Here is a 16,232-nt window from a genome sequence, read left to right as displayed (position 1 = left end):
AGGATTTTCCCTTCTTGTAACGATTGCACCCCTGCCTGCCCTGTCTGTCCATCAGCTGCCTCTGCCCATCAGCAGGGGCGAGGCGAGCCGGTTCTCGGGGTGCATCCGGAGCAGGAGGTGGATGACGCCGCTGAGCCCCGGCATCAGGCCGGGGGAGAAGGCCTCTCGGGCCAGTCCGCCTACCGGTCCGCGCTCCTCCAGGCTGGAGAGGATTTCCGCGTCCATCCACTCGCGGTCGAGTCCCGTGTAGTCGGGGTCGATGCGCCGCACGGTGTTCAGCAGCTCCCACAACCCGAGGTCGCCATGGCAGAGCGTGTGGCTCCACCCGAAGCCTTCGCGGAGGCCGGCGGCGCAGGCCCGCCGGGCTACGTCCAGGTAGCGTCGTTCCTTCGTGCGGACGTAGAGATCGCAGGCGGCCAGCCCGATGCCCGTGCTGCCATGGCACCAAGCCGTCAGGAACTCGACGGCGCTGCCCTTGCGCGCATCGGCCCAGTTGCCCGCCTCCGCGCGGTACAGCGACTCCTCGAAGGCGAAGGCGCGGTCGGCGAGCTCGAGCCACCGTCGACGGTCGGACTCCGTGCCGGCGGCGCTGAGCCCCAGCCGGGCCAGTGCCCAGCCGATTCCCGTCGCGCCGTGGGCGAAGCCACCAATGGCCTCGGGGAACATGGAGGTCGACCACCGCGCGCCGGTCTCGTCGAGCTTCGCGGTGCTCTCCAATCGGCGGCTGGCCGCGGCGGCGGTGTGCAGCCATCGCTCCTCGCCGGTCTGCTCGGCCAGGTTGAGCATCGGCACGATGGCGCCGGACACCCCGCTGATGAGCTCCAGCAGGTTGTCCTCCTCGCCCATTCGCTGGTCGAGCACCTGGGCGCGGGCGCGCGCACGCTCCAGCATCCACGGCTCGCCCAGCAGATCGTACAGCGTGCTCCAGGTCCACACCTGGGAGGCCAGGCCCAGGAACGCACCGAGCTGCGGCGTGGGCACCTGGTCCTCCGTCGCGCGGAGCACCGCCAGGGCGCCGACGAGGGTCTCCGCCACGCTGTCCACCGCATCGGCTCGCCGGCGACGCACCTCGTGCAGGTATTCGGCGAGGACGATCGAGACACCGCCCTGTCCGCTGTAGACGTCGGCGGTCAACGGGCGGATGGCCCAGCCGAACTCGGTGAGCACCGGGCTGATCCACGTGGCGGTGCCGTCCTTGCCGCGGATGGCCGCGTCGCACAGTTGTTTGACCAGCCGGGCGGCGACGGCCCTGCGGCGGGTGTCCAACCGCTCCCGATTGAGTCGCTGCGTGGGGACCTGCTTGCGAGGCGGCAGGACGCGCTCGTTCAGGTAGGCGCTGACGAGTGCGCCCTGGATGGTCATCTCCTCTCGGGGGAGGTCGGCAGACCGCCACGTGTGGACGGTCTTCTCGAGCAGCGCATCGTCCACGAGGGCCGTGAAGACGGGGACGTCGCCCGCGAGCAGGTCGCCAATCTCGCGGTGGATCTCCTCGGGCCCGGTGGGTGCGCCGGGAATCGCATGGGCATTGCGGAGCAGGATGTCCCTGGCGCGCTCCACCGCGGCGGGCTCGTTATGCAGCGAGGCGGGATGCCACAGCATCCGGCCGATCTCCGCATAGGCCTGGGTCGGCCGGAGGATGCGCCGGGCCTCGCAGCCGCGGAAGGGGTGCAGCAGCTCGGTCATCCCGCGCTCTGCGTCCAGCTTCACGAGGTGCGCGGTCAGCTCCCGGAAGCCGGTGACGATCTGGTCCCAGTAGCGTTCAAGGACGGGACGTGGACTGGGGTGGTTCTTCGTCGGTGGCAGCTCCACCGTGGTCATCCCCAGGCGCGCGGAGGCGCTACCTCCGTCGACGATGGTGGGGACCTGAATCTTTGGTTGCTGCCCGGGCAGCGCGCCCACGGCGGAGATGTCCACGCCGGCCAGGGCGAGACCATCGGCGCGGATGGGCAGCAGGCCGGTGCGCAGCACGGTGCCGCGGATCGTCTCGGCGGCGAGGTCCACCGCGTGGCCCCGGCCGGAGGGTGGAACCACGGGGTCCTGGGTGAACAGGCTCTCCACGTCTACCACCACGGGGACGGGGCCGTGCGCGATGAGGTTCTCCGAGTGCAGGTCCGTGCCGCCGAGCAGTCGCATCACGGCGAGCCAGTGGCCGAGGTTGCGGTAGAAGCGGATCAGCTCGGCCTCGCCCTCGCAGTAGCGGTGCTCGACGAACTCCGCCCAGCCATAGCCGTCACGCATCAGCACTTGTGGAATCCGGATGCGCTCCTGGGCGGGCGTATCGGTCAGGACGCGGTCCAGCAACGCCTGAAGCGCGCTGTCGACCTGGACCGATCTCGGCTTGTACATCACCGAGCCGTGCGCGAAGTCGAGCCGCGCCACGGTGTGTCCGCCGCGGTGGGAGTCACCGGCGCCGAGCGAGAGGGCGCGCAGCTCTCCACCGGGCTGGCCCGGCAACTCCTTGAGGGCGTCCCGATCGGCGACGAAGCGCTCCACCAGGGTGAGCACCGCATCCATCTGCAACCGGCAGACGGTGGCGAGCCGCTCGTGCAGCGTCGGATAGCGGCGACGCAGGTGTTCGCCGAAAGGGGCTGTGCAGGCCAGCTCGATGAATTGTGCCCACCGCTGCTGCTCGTCGGTGGCGCTGAGCTTTCCCGTCATTCCCGCGGCGTGGAGCTCCAGCAGCAGCACCCGGTTGAGCCTGGCCTGGGCGTTGTTGCGGAGGGCCGCATCCGCGGCTGCGTGGATGATGGCACGCTCCGCCTCACCCAGGCCGCGCACCTGGCCCAGCCGTTCGGCCAACGTCGCCAGGAACGGCGCGATGAACAGGGCCACTGGGCGTGCGAATCCTTCCGAAGAGGGGCTCTCGGCCACCTTCGACTCCTCATTTCCCATGACAAGGCTCTCCCGCTCGACTCAACCATCCCATGATGAGCGTGCGGCACCGGAGCCAAGGCACGATGCCGCACGGTGTTTCACGATGACTTCCTGGGACGGCGATCAGCAGCAGTAGCTGTGCAGCGACCCGGTGCAGGAGCTACAGCCGGTGTACAGCGCATCCGTCGAGTTGGTCAGCGCCGCCTCCGTCGCCTCGCCACCCAGATACAGCGGGCCCGCCGGATTGTTCATGCCAAAGGCAGACTCGGAGCCAGACAGCCAACCAGCCAGGATCTCGTCAACATGGGAATCAGTCATTGAATCCTCCAGGTGATGCGAGTTGGGACGGCAAGGCATGATAAGCGTATAAGCGTTCAGAATGCCAACCCCTACCCCATCTTTTGCTGCTTCTGGGGCTCCGCCTCTGTGGCGGCCCCGTTCGTAGGTGCCTCTCCCCGCAGCAGTCGCTCCAGCGCGCCCGAGGAATCCAGCACCCGCGCCCGGTCGAGCACCTGTTGCTCCTCGGCTGCCAGTGCCGCCTGGAGCGTCGCGTCGAGCTCGCGCAGCCCCTCGCCCGTCTCGCCCTTGCGGACGAAGTTGCCCCGGCGGCTCAGCCGCGGGTCGAACCGCGCTTCGAGTTTCTTCATGAAGGCCACACTGCACTGCTCCACGAGCAGGGGCAGGCGCTCCTCGTCCAACGCGATGCCACTGAACTGGGCCACACGCCGGATCGTCCCGGGCAGATCCGCCTGCATCTCTTCGTAGGAGAGGAACAGCACGTTCGGCGCGTTGCGGTGCTCCAGCCAGGAGAGGACATGCCGCGCCCAGCTCCCTCCGTTCGTGCGCCGGTTCACCAGCATCTTCACGAAGACGTCGAGCCCGCCCCGGAAGTCCTCCATCAGGAGGTGGTGGTAGTAGTACGAGACCGCGACGTCCTTGAGGTTGCGGACGACGTAGATGTACCGGGCCCCGGGTGGCACGTCCTCGTAGGAGAGGTGGCTCTTGAAGAAGCGGGGGGACTCGAGCGCCTCCAGTCGGGGCAGCTCCGCCGGGCCGCAGCGATCAATGAAGGGGACCACGTCCTCGATGTGACGGAAGTCCAGGCTCCCTCCCGACTTCAACTGCCAGGCGATCATCTGCATCCAGGTGGTGCCGGACTTCGGATACGTCACGATGAACACGTCATCCGGGCGCGTCTTGAACTGATACATCCGGAAGCGCTTCCACCGCAGCCGCATCAAGAGCGAGTGGAGGGGCCCCATGAGGCCCCAGACCCCTGACGCCAACAGGCCAAGGACGGTGATGCCATAATCGAGCAGACGTCGATGCATCGGGGAGCGGCTCCTGGGCGACAGGCCGGTGGTCGGGGGCGGATGGGGTCAGGATAGAACGCCAGGTGCTTCCAGGTCAGCCACCGAGGGTCACCGGGAGGTGCTCCAGGCCTCGGATGAAGGCCGTCTTGCGCCACTCCAGTTGCTCGGGCGGCACCGCCAGCCGCACCCGAGGTGCCCTCTCCAGGAGCAGCTCGAAGGTCACCGCAGCCTCCAGCCTCGCTAAGGGCGCTCCCAGGCAGAAGTGGATGCCGAAGCCGAACCCCACGTGCTTGTTGGGCGTGCGTCCCACGTCGAACCGCTCCGGCTCGGGGAACACCTCCGGGTCGTGGTTGGCGGCCATCAGCCCGGCAATCACCAACTCCTCCGCTGGAACCGTCTGGCCATGGAGTGTGAGGGGCTCCACCGTGAAGCGCGTCGTGCTCGTCTCCACCGGGCTGCAGTAGCGCAGCATCTCCTCCACTGCCGTTCCCATCAGCGTCCGGTCCGCGCGCAGCCGCTCGAGTTGCTCGGGGTGCTCCATCAGCGCCAGCAGTCCGGTGCCCAGCAGGTTCACCGTCGTCTCGTGGCCCGCCACCAGGAGCAGGAAGAGCATGCCGATGAGCTCATCGGCACGCAGCCGGTCTCCCTGCTCCTCGGCAGCGATCATCGCGCTGACCAGGTCGTCACCCGGCTCGGACCGCCGCCGCTCGAGGAGCGAGGTGAAGTACTGCACGAAGTTCATCCCCGCTTGTTTGACGGGCTCGAGGTCTCCGTTGGTGGGGGGGACGAGCAGGGTGTGCGTCCACTCGCGGAAGGGCTCGCGGTCCTCAACGGGCACGCCCAGCAGCTCGGCGATGACGATGACGGGCAGGGGGAAGGCGAAGGCATCAATGAAATCCACACTCCCACGCGCGAGCGCCGCCTCCATCAGCTCCGTGGCGATGGCGGTGACGCGTGGGCGCAGCGCCTCGATGCGCCGGGGGGTGAAGGCCTGGGAGACGAGTGAGCGCAGCCGGGTATGGTCCGGCGGGTCCGAGTTCAGCATGTGCCGGGTGAGCTCATCCAGGGAGAGCCGGAAGAAGTATGCGCGTCTCTCCGGGCTCAGCTTGCGCGAGTCCTTCGCCAGACGTCCATCGCGCAGCAGCGCCACGACATCGTCATGACGCGTCAGCAGCCAGAAGGGCATCTTCCGGACGGGATCCACCAATCTGACGAGTGGGGCCTCCTGTCGCATGCGCGCGTAGAGAGGCCGGGGGTTGGCGCGATGGGCGGGCGTCCACAGGTCATAGGCGTTCTGTGTCATGCGATACTTCGTAGCGCGAAGTGCTATGGCTTTCCGGCAACAGGTTTGTTTTTGGTACAAGGGTCAACAGCCAAGGAGCGCGCCATGCTGCGTCCGCTGTCCGAGGATCTCTTCATCAAGGATGTTCCCTTCCGCGTGAGCGGCTTTGACCTGGGTGCACGGATGACGGTGATTCGCCTGTCGGAGGGAGGCCTGTGGCTGCACTCGCCCGTGAAGCTGGATGCGGAGACTCGGAGCGCGGTGGACGCTCTGGGGCCGGTGCGCTTCCTGGTGGCGCCCAATGTGATGCACCACCTGTGGCTCGGGGACTGGGCCGCCGCGTACCCCTCTGCGAAGGTGCTCGCGCCCGCGGGGCTGCGGAAGAAGCGGCCGGATCTGCGCATCGACGTGGAGCTGTCGGACGTGATGGATGTGGGCCAGTCACCGGACATCGAGCTGTTGCTGGCGCACGGCATCCCCAAGTTCGAGGAGTTCGTCTTCCTGCACCGCCCGAGCCGCACGCTGCTGCTCACCGACGTGGCCTTCAACATCCATGAGTCCTCCTCGTGGCTGACGCGCAACTACCTGAAGCTGTGCGGGGCGTATGGCCGGCTGGCGCCCACCTGGGTGCTCAAGTTCATGGTGAAGGACAAGGCCGCGCTGCGTGCCTGGAGGGATCGCGTGCTCTCGTGGGACTTCGACCGGGTGGTGCCGTGCCACGGCCGGGTGCTCGAGAGCGGCGGTCGAGAGGCGCTGCGAGAAGGCTTCGCCTGGCTCTAGTTCCCCATGCTCCCCTCGATTGCCCGGCTGCTCTCCTGCCTGGCTTCTCGGGGTAGGGAAGACGGTCTGCCTTATTGCTGCGATGATGGGTCCCCCCCTCCATGCGAATCGACCGACTCCTCGCCGGCCTGTTCCTGGCGACCCCGCTCGCCTGTTCCTCTCCCGCCCTCCGCACCGGGTCTGCTCCCGTGACGCTCTCGGCCCCAGGGGCCCTGGCGGTTCCCGTCATGGCGCGGACGCAGTCTGAGGGGGACCTGCGGGTCATGACCTTCAACATCCAGTCCGCGCTCCGTGGCCTGGACAAGGTGGCCGAGACCATCCGCTCCGCCGAGCCCGACATCGTCGCGCTCCAGGAGGTGGATGTGAACACGCGGCGCTCCAACGGGTTGGACCAGCCCGCGGAGCTGGCCCAGCGCACCGGGCTGCCCTACTACGCCCACTTCCGCACCACCTCCCTGCACGGAGGGGACTACGGTGTGGCCATCCTCTCCCGCTTCCCGTTGGAGTCCGTGGAGCAGCAGCCGCTGCCCGTGGATCCCGGCACCGAGCCTCGTACCGTCGCGCGCATCCTCATGAAGGTGCATGGGCAGGAGGTGAGCGTCTATGTCACCCACCTCACGCGGCGCCCCTTCAACGGGGACATCCGCGTGCGCCAGAGCGCGGCCATCATGAGGTGGATGAGCGAGGATCCGCGGCCCAAGCTGTTGATGGGCGACATGAATGACACGCCCGAGGCGGGCTCGCTGCGCCTCTTCAAGCGCGAGCTGATGGACGTGTTCGCCCTGCGCGGCGAGGGGGCCGCGGACACCTACCCGCTGCCCATCATCCCCAACCTGCGCATTGACTATGTGCTGGCGTGTGATCGCTTCATGCCCAAGCGGGGCAAGGTGCTGCGCGTGAACGCGTCCGACCACTACCCCGTGGTAGCGGACCTCACCCTGCTCGAGCCCGTGAAGGCGCCCACCGTCGAGGTGGTGCAGCGCCCGAGCGACGAGGCCTCCGCCTCCTCCAGCCAGTAGTCACCGCCCAAGGGCGGCGGCTCACTCGAGCTGCAGTCCGCAGTCGCTGCACGCGCCCTTGACCAGGGGCGCCGCCGTGCCGCACGCGGGGCACGGCAGCTCGCCGTCCTCGGGGACGGCCCGCGGGGCCTGGCCTTCCGGGAGGAGCCCCTCACGCTGAAGGCTGTCCATCCAGCGCTGCTGGAGCAGGCTGGCGACCCGGGGCGCGTCCTCGGGACGCACGAGCACCTGGAATTTCGGGGAACAGCTCGGCTTGCTACACGCCTCGCGGTGGACGAGGGCGGGCACGCCCTGTGCCAGGCATGCCTCTACCAATTGGCGCGCGTCCGCGAGCTGCATCTCCACGCACGGCACCACTTCCGCTTCCGCCAGGGCCTTTTCCGCTTCGTGAGGAGTCATTGGCCCGCAGTGAAGCGCAGCCGGAGGCACCCGTCCACGGTCTCCCGCGTGACATGTCTGGCAGGAGGGGAGGGGAGCCACCGGGGCCTTGCGAGCCCCCGGTCACCCGCGAGGCCGGTCCTTCGACTCGGCCGAGGCGATGAGCTTCTCGAGGATTCGGAAGAGGGCCCGTCGGTCGGTGGTATCCAGGTACTCCAGCATCCGCCCCATATCCTGGACGACGGTTCGGTCCAGCTTGCGGTGGAGCCGCGAGCCCGAGGCCGTCAGCCGACAGCGGATGACCCGGCGGTCCTCGGGGCTGCGCTCACGCTGCACGTGACCCTCGCGCTCGAGCCTGTCCACCACGCCGGTGACTGTCTTCTCGGTAATGCCGAGCCGCCGGGCCAGCTCGCCCATGGTGAGTGCCCCGTCCTGCCCCAGCCACAGCAGGGCGTGGATTTGAGGCGCCGTGAGCTCCATCCGCTCGCAGCGCCTGGCGAGCGGATCTCTCAGTGAATGCAGTCGGCCCAGTTCAAACAGGAGCTGCCGGAATCGGTCGACGTCACCTGCTGCGCCTTCCGTTATAGAGACATTCCGTGACACGGAGCTTCCTCATCCCGGGCCGCTCGATGGTGCACCCGCCCCGATACGGCGCAATGTTGTCCCGCCGCGCCCGGACGAAAAGCCATGTGCTTGCCTCCAAGGCGTCACACCCGTGCCTGTTGCGCCGGAGAGCAGGCATGCATTCAAGCCTCTCGGACACCACTGGAGAAGTCCCTGGGCAGACGGGACCTGCGGGGTCAGGTTCCCTTCAGGCCCGGCGGGGAAGAAGCCTGACAGTTGGCGTCCCCGGGAGCCGTGCCGAAGTTAAGCCCAGGAACGCATCACGCGACTCACACAGGACGGGAGAGAGAGAGCATGGACGCCATCGAACTGTTGACGCAGCAGCACCGCGAGGTCGACGAACTGTTCGAGAAGTTCGAGAAGGCTGGTGAGGGCAAGGATGAGTTGCTGATGGACCTGTTCGTGCGCATCGCGGACAACCTCGCGGCGCACGCCATCATCGAGGAGAAGATCTTCTATCCCAGCGTCTACGTGGGGCCCACGGCGGACAAGCTCCAGGAGGCGGTGGAGGAGCATCTGTCGGTGAAGCGCGTCATCGCGGATCTGCTCGACATGGATCCCTCCGACGTGCAGTTCAAGGCCAAGATGAAGGTGCTCCAGGAGTTGGTCGAGCACCATGTCGAGGAGGAGGAGAAGGACCTCTTCAAGAGCGTGAAGAAGCTGATGACCAAGGAGGAGCTGGCCGTCATGGGTGAGCAGCTCGAGGCCATGTTCTCCGAGGTCATCCAGACCCAGCCGCGCATGCAGGTGCCTCGCGAGACGGACGAAGCGGCGCCGCTGGCCTGATACTCTGGGTCCGTCGTCAGGCCGGGGCGCGCTCTCCTAGAGTGCGCCCCGGAGGACGACATGGCCCGAAGCAGCACCCGAGCTCCCGCACTCACCATTTCCCTCGAGCGTGCTCGCGCGCATTGGCACCGGAAGCAGGGGCTTGCCGAGCCCCTCGGAGGGAGTTTGGAGGAGGTGGTGGCGGCCACGGGCTGGCCGCGTACCCTCGGGGGTGTGGACGTCTACCTGGCGCTGCGGGCCCGGGTGCCCGGGTTGAAGCGCCAGCAACTTGACGATGCCGTCGCTCAGTCACGGCTGCAGGTGATTCCTGCCGTGCGTGGCTGCATCTACCTGGTGCCGCGTCCGGAAGTGCCGCTCGTGTTGCGCATCGCCGAGGAGCAATACCGCAAGCGTGCCGACCGTGAGCACGAGAAGGCGGGTATCGCTCCCACTGAGCTCGCTGACGTGGGCGAGGCCGTGCTGAAGGCCCTGCGCAAGGGGCCGCTCTCCACGGATGCGCTGCGCAAGGCACTGCCTGAAGGCACCGTGCGCAGCCTGGGTGACAAGGGCAAGAAGGTGGGCATCTCCTCAACGCTGCCCCCGGCCCTGCGGCACCTCGAGTTTGAGGGCAAGCTGGAGCGCACGCTGGAGGGCGGGCGACTGGACACCGAGCGCTACCTCTGGCGGTTGCCGACGAGCAATCCCTTCACTGGCGCGAAGGTGCCTGGTGAGCCCGTGGAGCGGCACGCGCTGATCGCTGCGCTCTTCTTCCGGCAGGCTGGGCCCGCCACCGTGGAGAACTTCACCACCTGGGCGGCGCTCTCCCAACGTGAGGCCCGTGCCGCGATGGAGAAGCTGCCGCTCGTGCCGGTGGCGGTGGAGGGCTTCGCTGACGAGGCCTGGGTGCTGGAGGAGGAGCTCGCGCACTTGCGTGAGAAGGCGCCCGCTACGTCGTCCGTGTCCATGCTTGCGTTCGAGGACGGCTACCTCGCCTTCCACGGAGGCCCCGCGCTCTTCACCGACCCCAAGCACCACGCTTGGAAGGTGCCGGTCTGGGGCAATACCCGGGGCGGCACGCTCGGCGACGCACGCCACATGTTCATGCGCTCGCTGTTCGACGGGGACAGGCTGGTGGGCTTGTGGGAGTACGACCTGGACGCGGGCGCCGTGGTGTTCGGCACCTTCGACACGCTGGCCCCCAAGCGCCGCAAGGCTGTCGAGGCCCTCGCCGAGGAGGTCGCGGCCTTCCTCCGCGACGACATGGGCCACGCGCACAGCTTCGTCCTCGACAACGACGAGGCTGTCCGGGAGCGTGCGGCAATCGTCAAGGCGCTGTGAACCATCGCCGGTCCACGGTGGCGAAGCCTGCAAGCAACTCCCCCGCGAGCCGTGGCCGCGCAACCTTTTCCGAGCGCCGCAGGTAGTCATTGAGGACTCGGCCGCGGGCGTCTCGGCGGAGACTCGGCCGGGTGAGGTGCAGCTTCGAGCGTTTCACGCCTCCGCCCGCGCGGTGCACGAACGTCACCGTGCCGTCCCGCTCTACACGCTCCACCACGCCGATGTGCGTGAGCCCGTCATTGCGTCGCCCGTCGCGGTTGCGGTCATACGTCTCACGGAAGAAGACCAGGTCACCCGGACGCGGTTTGTCGTGCAGCGCGCCAAGTGCCTTGGCCTTGCGGTAGATGGAGGCGACTCCACCCTCTCCTGGGATGGGGCGGTCATGCATCAGGCTCAACCCTCGCTTGCGGTAGGCGAGGTTGGCCAGCCCGGAGCAGTCATCATTGACCGAGCGGCTCACCCGCGAGAGCGAAGGGAGCCCCACCCACAGGGAGGCGCGGACCGCGGCTCTGTGTGCGAGCGGACCAGAGGCGACCCGAGTGCTCTGGCTTGAGGCGGCACGGCGAGCGGCTCTGGCTTCGGAACCCGGGAGCAGGAGGCCCAACAGGGCACACATCAAGAAGGCACGATGCATGCCGGATTGCCCAGAGCAACCCGCGTGCCCCTCCGTTTTCCGGGTGTGCTGTCCGCTCGCCGACGCGAGCGGTCCCCCGATGTGTCCTGAACGTGGAAGATGTCTGCCCAGCCTGTTTCTCGGGCGACGTGCTCCAAGCCAGGAAGGGCGACCCGCGGAGTCAGTGCATTCGCACCCCGTGGGCCAACCAAGAGCTCCCCCCGCCTCGGGTGTGCGCAATCCAACACGTGCGCGCTCCTCGCGGCTGGGGGGTGACTCGAGTTGTCAGCCAACCAGCATGTCCACGGCTTGAGAGGGAGCTGCCAAGTTCAATCTTTTCACCGCAGGTCGCACCCTTACGGATGGGTGATTAACCGTCGTTTCCCACCCTTACAGGGACGGCGTTGATGAATTCCGCACCAGGCCAGGACTCTTCCCCCGTCATCCGCGCGGTGGAGCGCCTGCTTCCTCCCCACTATGCCCGTCAGGAGCAGATCATCGGAGCCCTGCGGGACATGTGGGCCACCCGGCACTTCAACATCGAGCGGTTGGAGGAACTGCATCGCTCGGTTCGCGTGGATGGACGCTTCCTCGCGTTGCCCATCGAGAAGTACCCCTCGCTCGTCACCTTTCAGCAGCGCAATGACGCCTGGATTCAAGTCGCGCTGGAGCTGGGCGAGCAGGTGGTGCGTCAGGCGTTGGATCGCACGGGGCTCACCCCCCGGGACGTGGACCACATCTTCTTCGTCACCGTGACGGGCATCGCCACGCCGAGCATTGATGCGCGGTTGATGAACCGGCTGGGCATGCGCCCGGACATGAAGCGCACGCCCATCTTCGGCCTGGGGTGCGTGGCGGGCGCGGCGGGCGCGGCACGGGCCTCGGACTATCTCCGGGCCTGGAAGGGCCAGACGGCGCTGCTGCTCGCCGTGGAGCTGTGCTCGCTCACGCTGCAACGCGAGGACCTCTCTATCCCTAACATCATTGCCTCGGGGCTTTTCGGCGACGGCGCAGCGTGCGTGGTGCTCCAGGGCGCCGAGCGGAGCGGTGCGGCAGCCGGCCCTCGCGTCGTCGCCACGCGCTCGGTGCTCTACCCAGACACCGAGCGCATCATGGGCTGGGACGTGGTGGACTCGGGCTTCAAGGTGGTGCTGTCCGCGAAGGTGCCGCAGCTCGTGCGCGAGTTCATCCGCCGGGACGTGGATGGGTTCCTCGCCGAGCATGGCCTCACGCTCAAGGACGTGAAGCACTGGGTGGCGCACACCGGTGGCCCCAAGGTGTTGCAGGCCTTCGAGGAAGCGTTGGAGCTGACGCCGGACTCACTGGCGCACTCCTGGGCCTCACTGCGCGAGGTGGGCAACCTGTCCTCGGCCTCCGTGCTCTTCGTGCTGGGCGACATGCTGGAGTCCGGCCGAGCCCAGCCGGGGGACTGGGGCGTGTTGATGGCCATGGGACCGGGCTTCTGCGCCGAGCTGGTGCTCCTGCGATGGTGAGCTCGCTAAACGGGTACCTGGCCTTTCTGGGGCTGCTCGCCGCCGAGCGGCTCGTGGAGCTCGTCATCTCCCAACGCAACGCGGCGCGGGCCTTCGCGCGCGGCGGTGTGGAGACGGGGCAGAGGCATTACCGGGTGATGGTGGTGCTCCACTCGCTCTTCCTTGTCGCGTGTGTGGCGGAGGTGGTGGCGCTCGGGCGTCCCTTTCCGGGCGGTATTGGCTTCGCCGCGCTGGGTGTGGCGCTCGTGGCCCAGGCGCTGCGCTACTGGTCCATCGTCTCACTGGGAGCGCTCTGGAACACGCGCATCATCGTGGTGCCGGGCCTGTCGCCGGTGACGCGCGGGCCCTACCGTTACCTGCGTCACCCCAACTACGTGGCGGTGGTGCTGGAGCTGGCCGCGGTGCCGCTCATCCACGGAGCGTGGGTGACGGCCGTGGTCTTCTCCCTGGCCAATGCATGGCTGCTCCTGGTGCGCATCCGCGCCGAGGAGGCGGCTCTGGGCGCGGCCTATGCCGACGCCTTCGCGAACAGGCCTCGCTTCATTCCGGAGGTGCCCCGTGGTTGAGAACGAGCTGGTCGTCCTTTCCGAGATACGCCGCATCTTCTCCCAGGAGTTGGATTGGAAGGGCCCGGTGGATCCCTCGCAGCAGCTCATCCGGGACCTGCAGCTGGACAGTCTGGGATTGACGGTCCTGGCGGTGGAGCTGGAGAACCGCTTCCGCATCCGTTTGTCCATGGAGGACTCGGTGGGGGTGCGCACCGTTGGAGATCTCATGCGGCTGGTGGCCTCGCGCGCCGCCGAGGAGTCCCAGATGACATGTGCGGGAGGCGCGCCATGAGGGGACCGGCGTTGCCTCGGGTGAAGCACGCCACCCTTGACGAAGCACTCGCCGCCGCGGCACGGAGCTCGCACGGGCTCGTCTTCGTGGACGCGACCGAGCGCGAGACGTCCCTGTCCTGGGCGCAGGTGTACGGGCGGGCTCGTCGCACCGCCGCGGGCCTGCAACGCCTGGGGGTCTCTCCCGGAGAACGTGTGGCGCTGCTGCTGCCTACCTCTCCGGGCTTCATGGATGCCTTCTTCGGCGCACTGCTCGCGGGCGCGGTGCCGGTGCCGCTCTACCCGCCAGTGCGCTTGGGGCGGCTGGATGAGTACCACCGCTCCACCGCTCGCATGTTGGAGGTGTCCGGCGCGGCGGTGGTGCTCACGGACGCGAAGGTGCGGCTGCTGCTCGGCGCGTCCGTGGCGGCGGCGCGTCCAAGGCTCGGCTGCCACACGGTGGACGAGGTATCCCGCGAGGAGGGAGACCTGGTTGTGTCCGTCACTCCTGAGGCGCTCGCCCTCATCCAGTTCTCCTCGGGCTCGACGGTGGACCCGAAGCCGGTGGCGCTTCGCCACGGCCATTTGATGGCGCAGCTCGCGGCGCTGGAGGCGGAGCTTCCACCCGCGCCGGGCCAGGCTCCCGTGGGGGTGTCGTGGCTGCCGCTGTACCACGACATGGGGCTCATCGGCTGCCTGCTGTCGGCGGTGTACTACCCGGGCAGCATGGTGCTGCTGCCTCCCGAGGTGTTCCTCGCGCGCCCGGCGTTGTGGCTGCGTGCGTTGTCGCGGCACCGTGGCTTCGTCTCACCCGCGCCCAACTTCGCCTACGGGCTGTGCCTCAAGCGGGTGAAGGATGCGGAGTTGGAGGGCGTGGACCTCTCGGCCTGGCGGTACGCGCTCAACGGCGCGGAGCCGGTGTCACTGGAGACGCTGCGCCGCTTCACTGAGCGTTTCTCTCGGTGGGGCTTCCAGGCGGGAGCGCTGCGGCCAGTGTATGGGCTGTCCGAGGCCTCGCTGGCCGTCACCTTCCCGCCAGCGGGTAGAGGGCCGCACGCGGTGGGCGTGGACGCGCGGGTGCTGGCCACGGAGCGGCGTGTGGTGGACGGTTCGCGCGAGGTGGTGTCCGTGGGGCGTCCGGTGCCGGGCTTCGAGGTGCAGGTGCGCGACGGGCTGGGCCAGGTGCTGCCGGAGCGTCGCGTGGGGCGGGTGTTCGTGCGAGGGCCCTCGGTGATGGCGGGTTACTTCGGCCTCTCGGAGGCGACGCAGCGCTCGCTGGACGCCGAGGGCTGGTTGGACACGGGGGACCTGGGCTTCGAGCAGGACGGGGAGCTGTTCCTCACCGGCCGAGCCAAGGATGTGGTCATCATCCGCGGCGCCAACCATGCGCCCCAGGAGTTCGAGGAGTGTCTGGAGACAGTGGAGGGCCTGCGCACGGGCTGTGCGGTGGCGCTGGGCTTCACCCCCGAGGGAGAGCAGGACGAGGCGCTGCTCATCCTCGCCGAGCAGGCGCCGGGCGCGGAGGTGGAAGGCCTGGAGGAGCGGGTGCGCGAGGCCGTCGTAGCGGGCACAGGCGTGCGTCCGCACACGGTGCGGGTGCTGGTGCCAGGGACGTTGCCGCGCACCTCGAGCGGGAAGCTGCGCCGGAGCGAGGCCTTGCGGCGCTACCTGGCGGGTGAGCTGTCGGCGCCGAAGAAGGTGGGCACGGTGGGGCTGGTCGTGGAGATGGCGAAGAGCGCGCTGGCCCTCGCCCGAGCAGGGGGCCACGAGGGGTGAGCGCCTGGGACGTCGTGGTGGTGGGTGGAGGGCCGGCGGGGTTGGCGGTGGCGCTCACCACGGCGAAGCGAGGCCTGCGCACGGTGGTGTTGGAGCGCGCCGCCGTGCCACCGGACAAGGCGTGCGGTGAGGGGCTGATGCCCTCGGGCGTGGCGGCGCTGGAGCGCTTCGGGGCGCTCTCGCTGTTGGACCGGCGGGAGTGCGCGCCCTTCGTGGGCATCCGCTATGTGCAGGAGGATGGGAGCGGCGCGGAGGGCCGGCTGCCGGCGCCCGGAGGCCTGGGCGTGCGGCGGGTGGCGCTCGTGACGGCGATGGCCGAGCGAGCGCGGATGCTTGGCGTGGAGCTGCGCGAGCGTTGCGCGGTGCGGGGCCAGCGGCGCACGGCGGAAGGGTGGGAGCTGGAGACATCGACCGGGCCACTGCGGGCGCGGATGCTCGTGGCGGCGGATGGGCTGGCCTCGCCGCTGCGGCGCGCGGAGGGGCTGGAGCTGGACGTGGCAGGTCCGAGGCGCTTCGGATTGCGGAGGCACTTCCGGATGAAGCCGTGGACACCCTTCGTGGAGGTGTACCTGGCGGAGGGCGCGGAGGCGTACGTCACGCCGGCTGGGGACGAGCGGGTGGGCGTGGCCATCCTCTGGGCGGACGGGCTGCCGGGGCGCATCAGCTTCGAGTCTCTGCTCACGCGCTTCCCCTCGTTGGCCGAGCGGGTGATGGGCGCGGAGCCTGACTCGAGGGCCCGGGGGGCGGGACCGTTGGCGCGCGCGGCGAGGGCGCGGGTGGCGGACCGTTTCGCCCTGGTGGGTGACGCGGCGGGGTACGTGGACGCGGTGACAGGGGAGGGGTTGTCGCTGGCCTTCACGTGCGCGGAGGCACTGGGACACCTGCTGCCGGACGCGCTGGCGAAGGGCGCAACGCGTGAGTCATTGCAGCCCTACGAGCGGGTGTTTCAACGGACGTTCCGCAAGTATGCATGGTTGACGCGGAGTCTGTTGTTGCTGGCCAGCAGGCCGAGGCTGCGTCGTCCCCTGGTGCGCTGGCTGGGCACGAATCCGCGCGTCTTCGAGCAGATTCTCGCCCACGCCATCGTTTAGCAATTCAGGGCGCTGGAGCGCCGCTTGGTTGGAACGCTACGGTGGCGCATGGAACCAGCTTCCTGACA

The 16,232-nt window shown here is 68.6% G+C and carries 16 protein-coding genes; 9 read left to right on the top strand and 7 right to left on the bottom strand.

Features of this window, described 5'->3' with window-relative positions; translation table 11 throughout:
• Positions 1–51: 51 nt before the first annotated feature.
• The 4 genes from F0U60_RS47335 to F0U60_RS47320 all read right to left on the bottom strand — a co-directional run bounded on the left by F0U60_RS47335 (position 52) and on the right by F0U60_RS47320 (position 5,490).
• Positions 52–2,892, bottom strand: a complete 2,841-nt coding sequence (locus F0U60_RS47335) for a type 2 lanthipeptide synthetase LanM family protein (RefSeq protein ID WP_395810516.1) — start codon at positions 2,890–2,892, stop codon at positions 52–54.
• A gap of 105 nt (positions 2,893–2,997) precedes the next feature.
• Positions 2,998–3,192 carry a DUF6229 family protein gene (locus F0U60_RS47330; RefSeq protein WP_395810514.1) on the bottom strand — a complete coding sequence of 65 codons (195 nt, stop codon included), beginning with the start codon at positions 3,190–3,192 and terminating at the stop codon, positions 2,998–3,000.
• Positions 3,193–3,263: 71 nt separating this feature from the next.
• Positions 3,264–4,205 carry a sulfotransferase domain-containing protein gene (locus F0U60_RS47325; protein WP_395810512.1) on the bottom strand — a complete coding sequence of 314 codons (942 nt, stop codon included), beginning with the start codon at positions 4,203–4,205 and terminating at the stop codon, positions 3,264–3,266.
• A 76-nt stretch (positions 4,206–4,281) separates the two neighbouring features.
• Positions 4,282–5,490, bottom strand: coding sequence for a cytochrome P450 (locus F0U60_RS47320; RefSeq protein WP_395810510.1), 1,209 nt, complete (start codon positions 5,488–5,490; stop codon positions 4,282–4,284).
• 84 nt (positions 5,491–5,574) lie between these two features.
• On the opposite strand from F0U60_RS47320, the gene F0U60_RS47315 reads away from it, so the two are divergent.
• Positions 5,575–6,249, top strand: coding sequence for a DUF4336 domain-containing protein (locus F0U60_RS47315; RefSeq protein ID WP_395810508.1), 675 nt, complete (start codon positions 5,575–5,577; stop codon positions 6,247–6,249).
• Positions 6,250–6,350: 101 nt separating this feature from the next.
• Positions 6,351–7,268, top strand: a complete 918-nt coding sequence (locus F0U60_RS47310; protein WP_395810506.1) for an endonuclease/exonuclease/phosphatase family protein — start codon at positions 6,351–6,353, stop codon at positions 7,266–7,268.
• Between the two features lie 21 nt (positions 7,269–7,289).
• Here F0U60_RS47310 and F0U60_RS47305 read toward each other — a convergent pair whose 3' ends face one another.
• Together F0U60_RS47305 and F0U60_RS47300 are read right to left on the bottom strand one after the other, a co-directional pair.
• Positions 7,290–7,667: a hypothetical protein gene (locus F0U60_RS47305; RefSeq protein WP_395810504.1), complete on the bottom strand. Its 378-nt coding sequence runs from the start codon at positions 7,665–7,667 to the stop codon at positions 7,290–7,292.
• 102 nt (positions 7,668–7,769) lie between these two features.
• Positions 7,770–8,126 (bottom strand): MarR family winged helix-turn-helix transcriptional regulator, encoded by a 357-nt coding sequence (locus F0U60_RS47300; protein WP_395810502.1) that lies wholly within the window; start codon positions 8,124–8,126, stop codon positions 7,770–7,772.
• Positions 8,127–8,564: 438 nt separating this feature from the next.
• On the opposite strand from F0U60_RS47300, the gene F0U60_RS47295 reads away from it, so the two are divergent.
• Positions 8,565–9,056, top strand: a complete 492-nt coding sequence (locus tag F0U60_RS47295; protein WP_395810500.1) for a hemerythrin domain-containing protein — start codon at positions 8,565–8,567, stop codon at positions 9,054–9,056.
• Positions 9,057–9,116: 60 nt separating this feature from the next.
• The gene (locus tag F0U60_RS47290; RefSeq protein WP_395810498.1) at positions 9,117–10,373 is read left to right on the top strand and encodes a DNA glycosylase AlkZ-like family protein; all 1,257 of its coding nucleotides are present in this window, start codon (positions 9,117–9,119) and stop codon (positions 10,371–10,373) included.
• Here F0U60_RS47290 and F0U60_RS47285 read toward each other — a convergent pair.
• Entirely contained in the window at positions 10,360–10,833 is a 474-nt protein-coding gene (locus tag F0U60_RS47285; protein ID WP_395810496.1) for a CHAP domain-containing protein, read from the bottom strand. The two genes, F0U60_RS47290 and F0U60_RS47285, sit on opposite strands and share 14 nt — an antisense overlap.
• 560 nt (positions 10,834–11,393) lie before the next feature.
• Here F0U60_RS47285 and F0U60_RS47280 point away from each other — a divergent pair.
• From F0U60_RS47280 to F0U60_RS47260, 5 genes are read left to right on the top strand one after another with little or no spacing between them, the layout of a single operon-like run.
• Positions 11,394–12,479, top strand: coding sequence for a type III polyketide synthase (locus F0U60_RS47280; RefSeq protein WP_395810495.1), 1,086 nt, complete (start codon positions 11,394–11,396; stop codon positions 12,477–12,479).
• On the top strand, positions 12,473–13,045 hold the full coding sequence (locus F0U60_RS47275; RefSeq protein WP_395810493.1) for an isoprenylcysteine carboxyl methyltransferase family protein: 573 nt from the start codon (positions 12,473–12,475) through the stop codon (positions 13,043–13,045). The genes F0U60_RS47280 and F0U60_RS47275 overlap by 7 nt, the downstream gene beginning before the upstream one ends.
• Complete coding sequence (locus F0U60_RS47270) at positions 13,038–13,319, top strand: acyl carrier protein (protein ID WP_395810491.1); 282 nt, start codon at positions 13,038–13,040, stop codon at positions 13,317–13,319. The genes F0U60_RS47275 and F0U60_RS47270 overlap by 8 nt, the downstream gene beginning before the upstream one ends.
• Positions 13,316–15,073 (top strand): fatty acyl-AMP ligase, encoded by a 1,758-nt coding sequence (locus tag F0U60_RS47265; RefSeq protein ID WP_395810489.1) that lies wholly within the window; start codon positions 13,316–13,318, stop codon positions 15,071–15,073. Before F0U60_RS47270 ends, F0U60_RS47265 begins: the two co-directional genes overlap by 4 nt.
• Positions 15,070–16,164 (top strand): NAD(P)/FAD-dependent oxidoreductase, encoded by a 1,095-nt coding sequence (locus F0U60_RS47260; protein WP_395810487.1) that lies wholly within the window; start codon positions 15,070–15,072, stop codon positions 16,162–16,164. Before F0U60_RS47265 ends, F0U60_RS47260 begins: the two co-directional genes overlap by 4 nt.
• Positions 16,165–16,232 lie beyond the last annotated feature (68 nt).

Source organism: Archangium minus, from assembly GCF_044360475.1.
Classification (GTDB): domain Bacteria; phylum Myxococcota; class Myxococcia; order Myxococcales; family Myxococcaceae; genus Archangium; species Archangium minus.
This window is presented reverse-complemented; position numbering and strand designations above follow the sequence as displayed.

Coding starts and splice junctions, on each gene's coding strand:
- F0U60_RS47335 (WP_395810516.1), bottom strand. CDS start 2,892: ATGGGAAATGAGGAGTCGAAGGTGGCCGAGAGCCCCTCTTCGGAAGGA.
- F0U60_RS47330 (WP_395810514.1), bottom strand. CDS start 3,192: ATGACTGATTCCCATGTTGACGAGATCCTGGCTGGTTGGCTGTCTGGC.
- F0U60_RS47325 (WP_395810512.1), bottom strand. CDS start 4,205: ATGCATCGACGTCTGCTCGATTATGGCATCACCGTCCTTGGCCTGTTG.
- F0U60_RS47320 (WP_395810510.1), bottom strand. CDS start 5,490: ATGACACAGAACGCCTATGACCTGTGGACGCCCGCCCATCGCGCCAAC.
- F0U60_RS47315 (WP_395810508.1), top strand. CDS start 5,575: ATGCTGCGTCCGCTGTCCGAGGATCTCTTCATCAAGGATGTTCCCTTC.
- F0U60_RS47310 (WP_395810506.1), top strand. CDS start 6,351: ATGCGAATCGACCGACTCCTCGCCGGCCTGTTCCTGGCGACCCCGCTC.
- F0U60_RS47305 (WP_395810504.1), bottom strand. CDS start 7,667: ATGACTCCTCACGAAGCGGAAAAGGCCCTGGCGGAAGCGGAAGTGGTG.
- F0U60_RS47300 (WP_395810502.1), bottom strand. CDS start 8,126: ATGGAGCTCACGGCGCCTCAAATCCACGCCCTGCTGTGGCTGGGGCAG.
- F0U60_RS47295 (WP_395810500.1), top strand. CDS start 8,565: ATGGACGCCATCGAACTGTTGACGCAGCAGCACCGCGAGGTCGACGAA.
- F0U60_RS47290 (WP_395810498.1), top strand. CDS start 9,117: ATGGCCCGAAGCAGCACCCGAGCTCCCGCACTCACCATTTCCCTCGAG.
- F0U60_RS47280 (WP_395810495.1), top strand. CDS start 11,394: ATGAATTCCGCACCAGGCCAGGACTCTTCCCCCGTCATCCGCGCGGTG.
- F0U60_RS47275 (WP_395810493.1), top strand. CDS start 12,473: ATGGTGAGCTCGCTAAACGGGTACCTGGCCTTTCTGGGGCTGCTCGCC.
- F0U60_RS47265 (WP_395810489.1), top strand. CDS start 13,316: ATGAGGGGACCGGCGTTGCCTCGGGTGAAGCACGCCACCCTTGACGAA.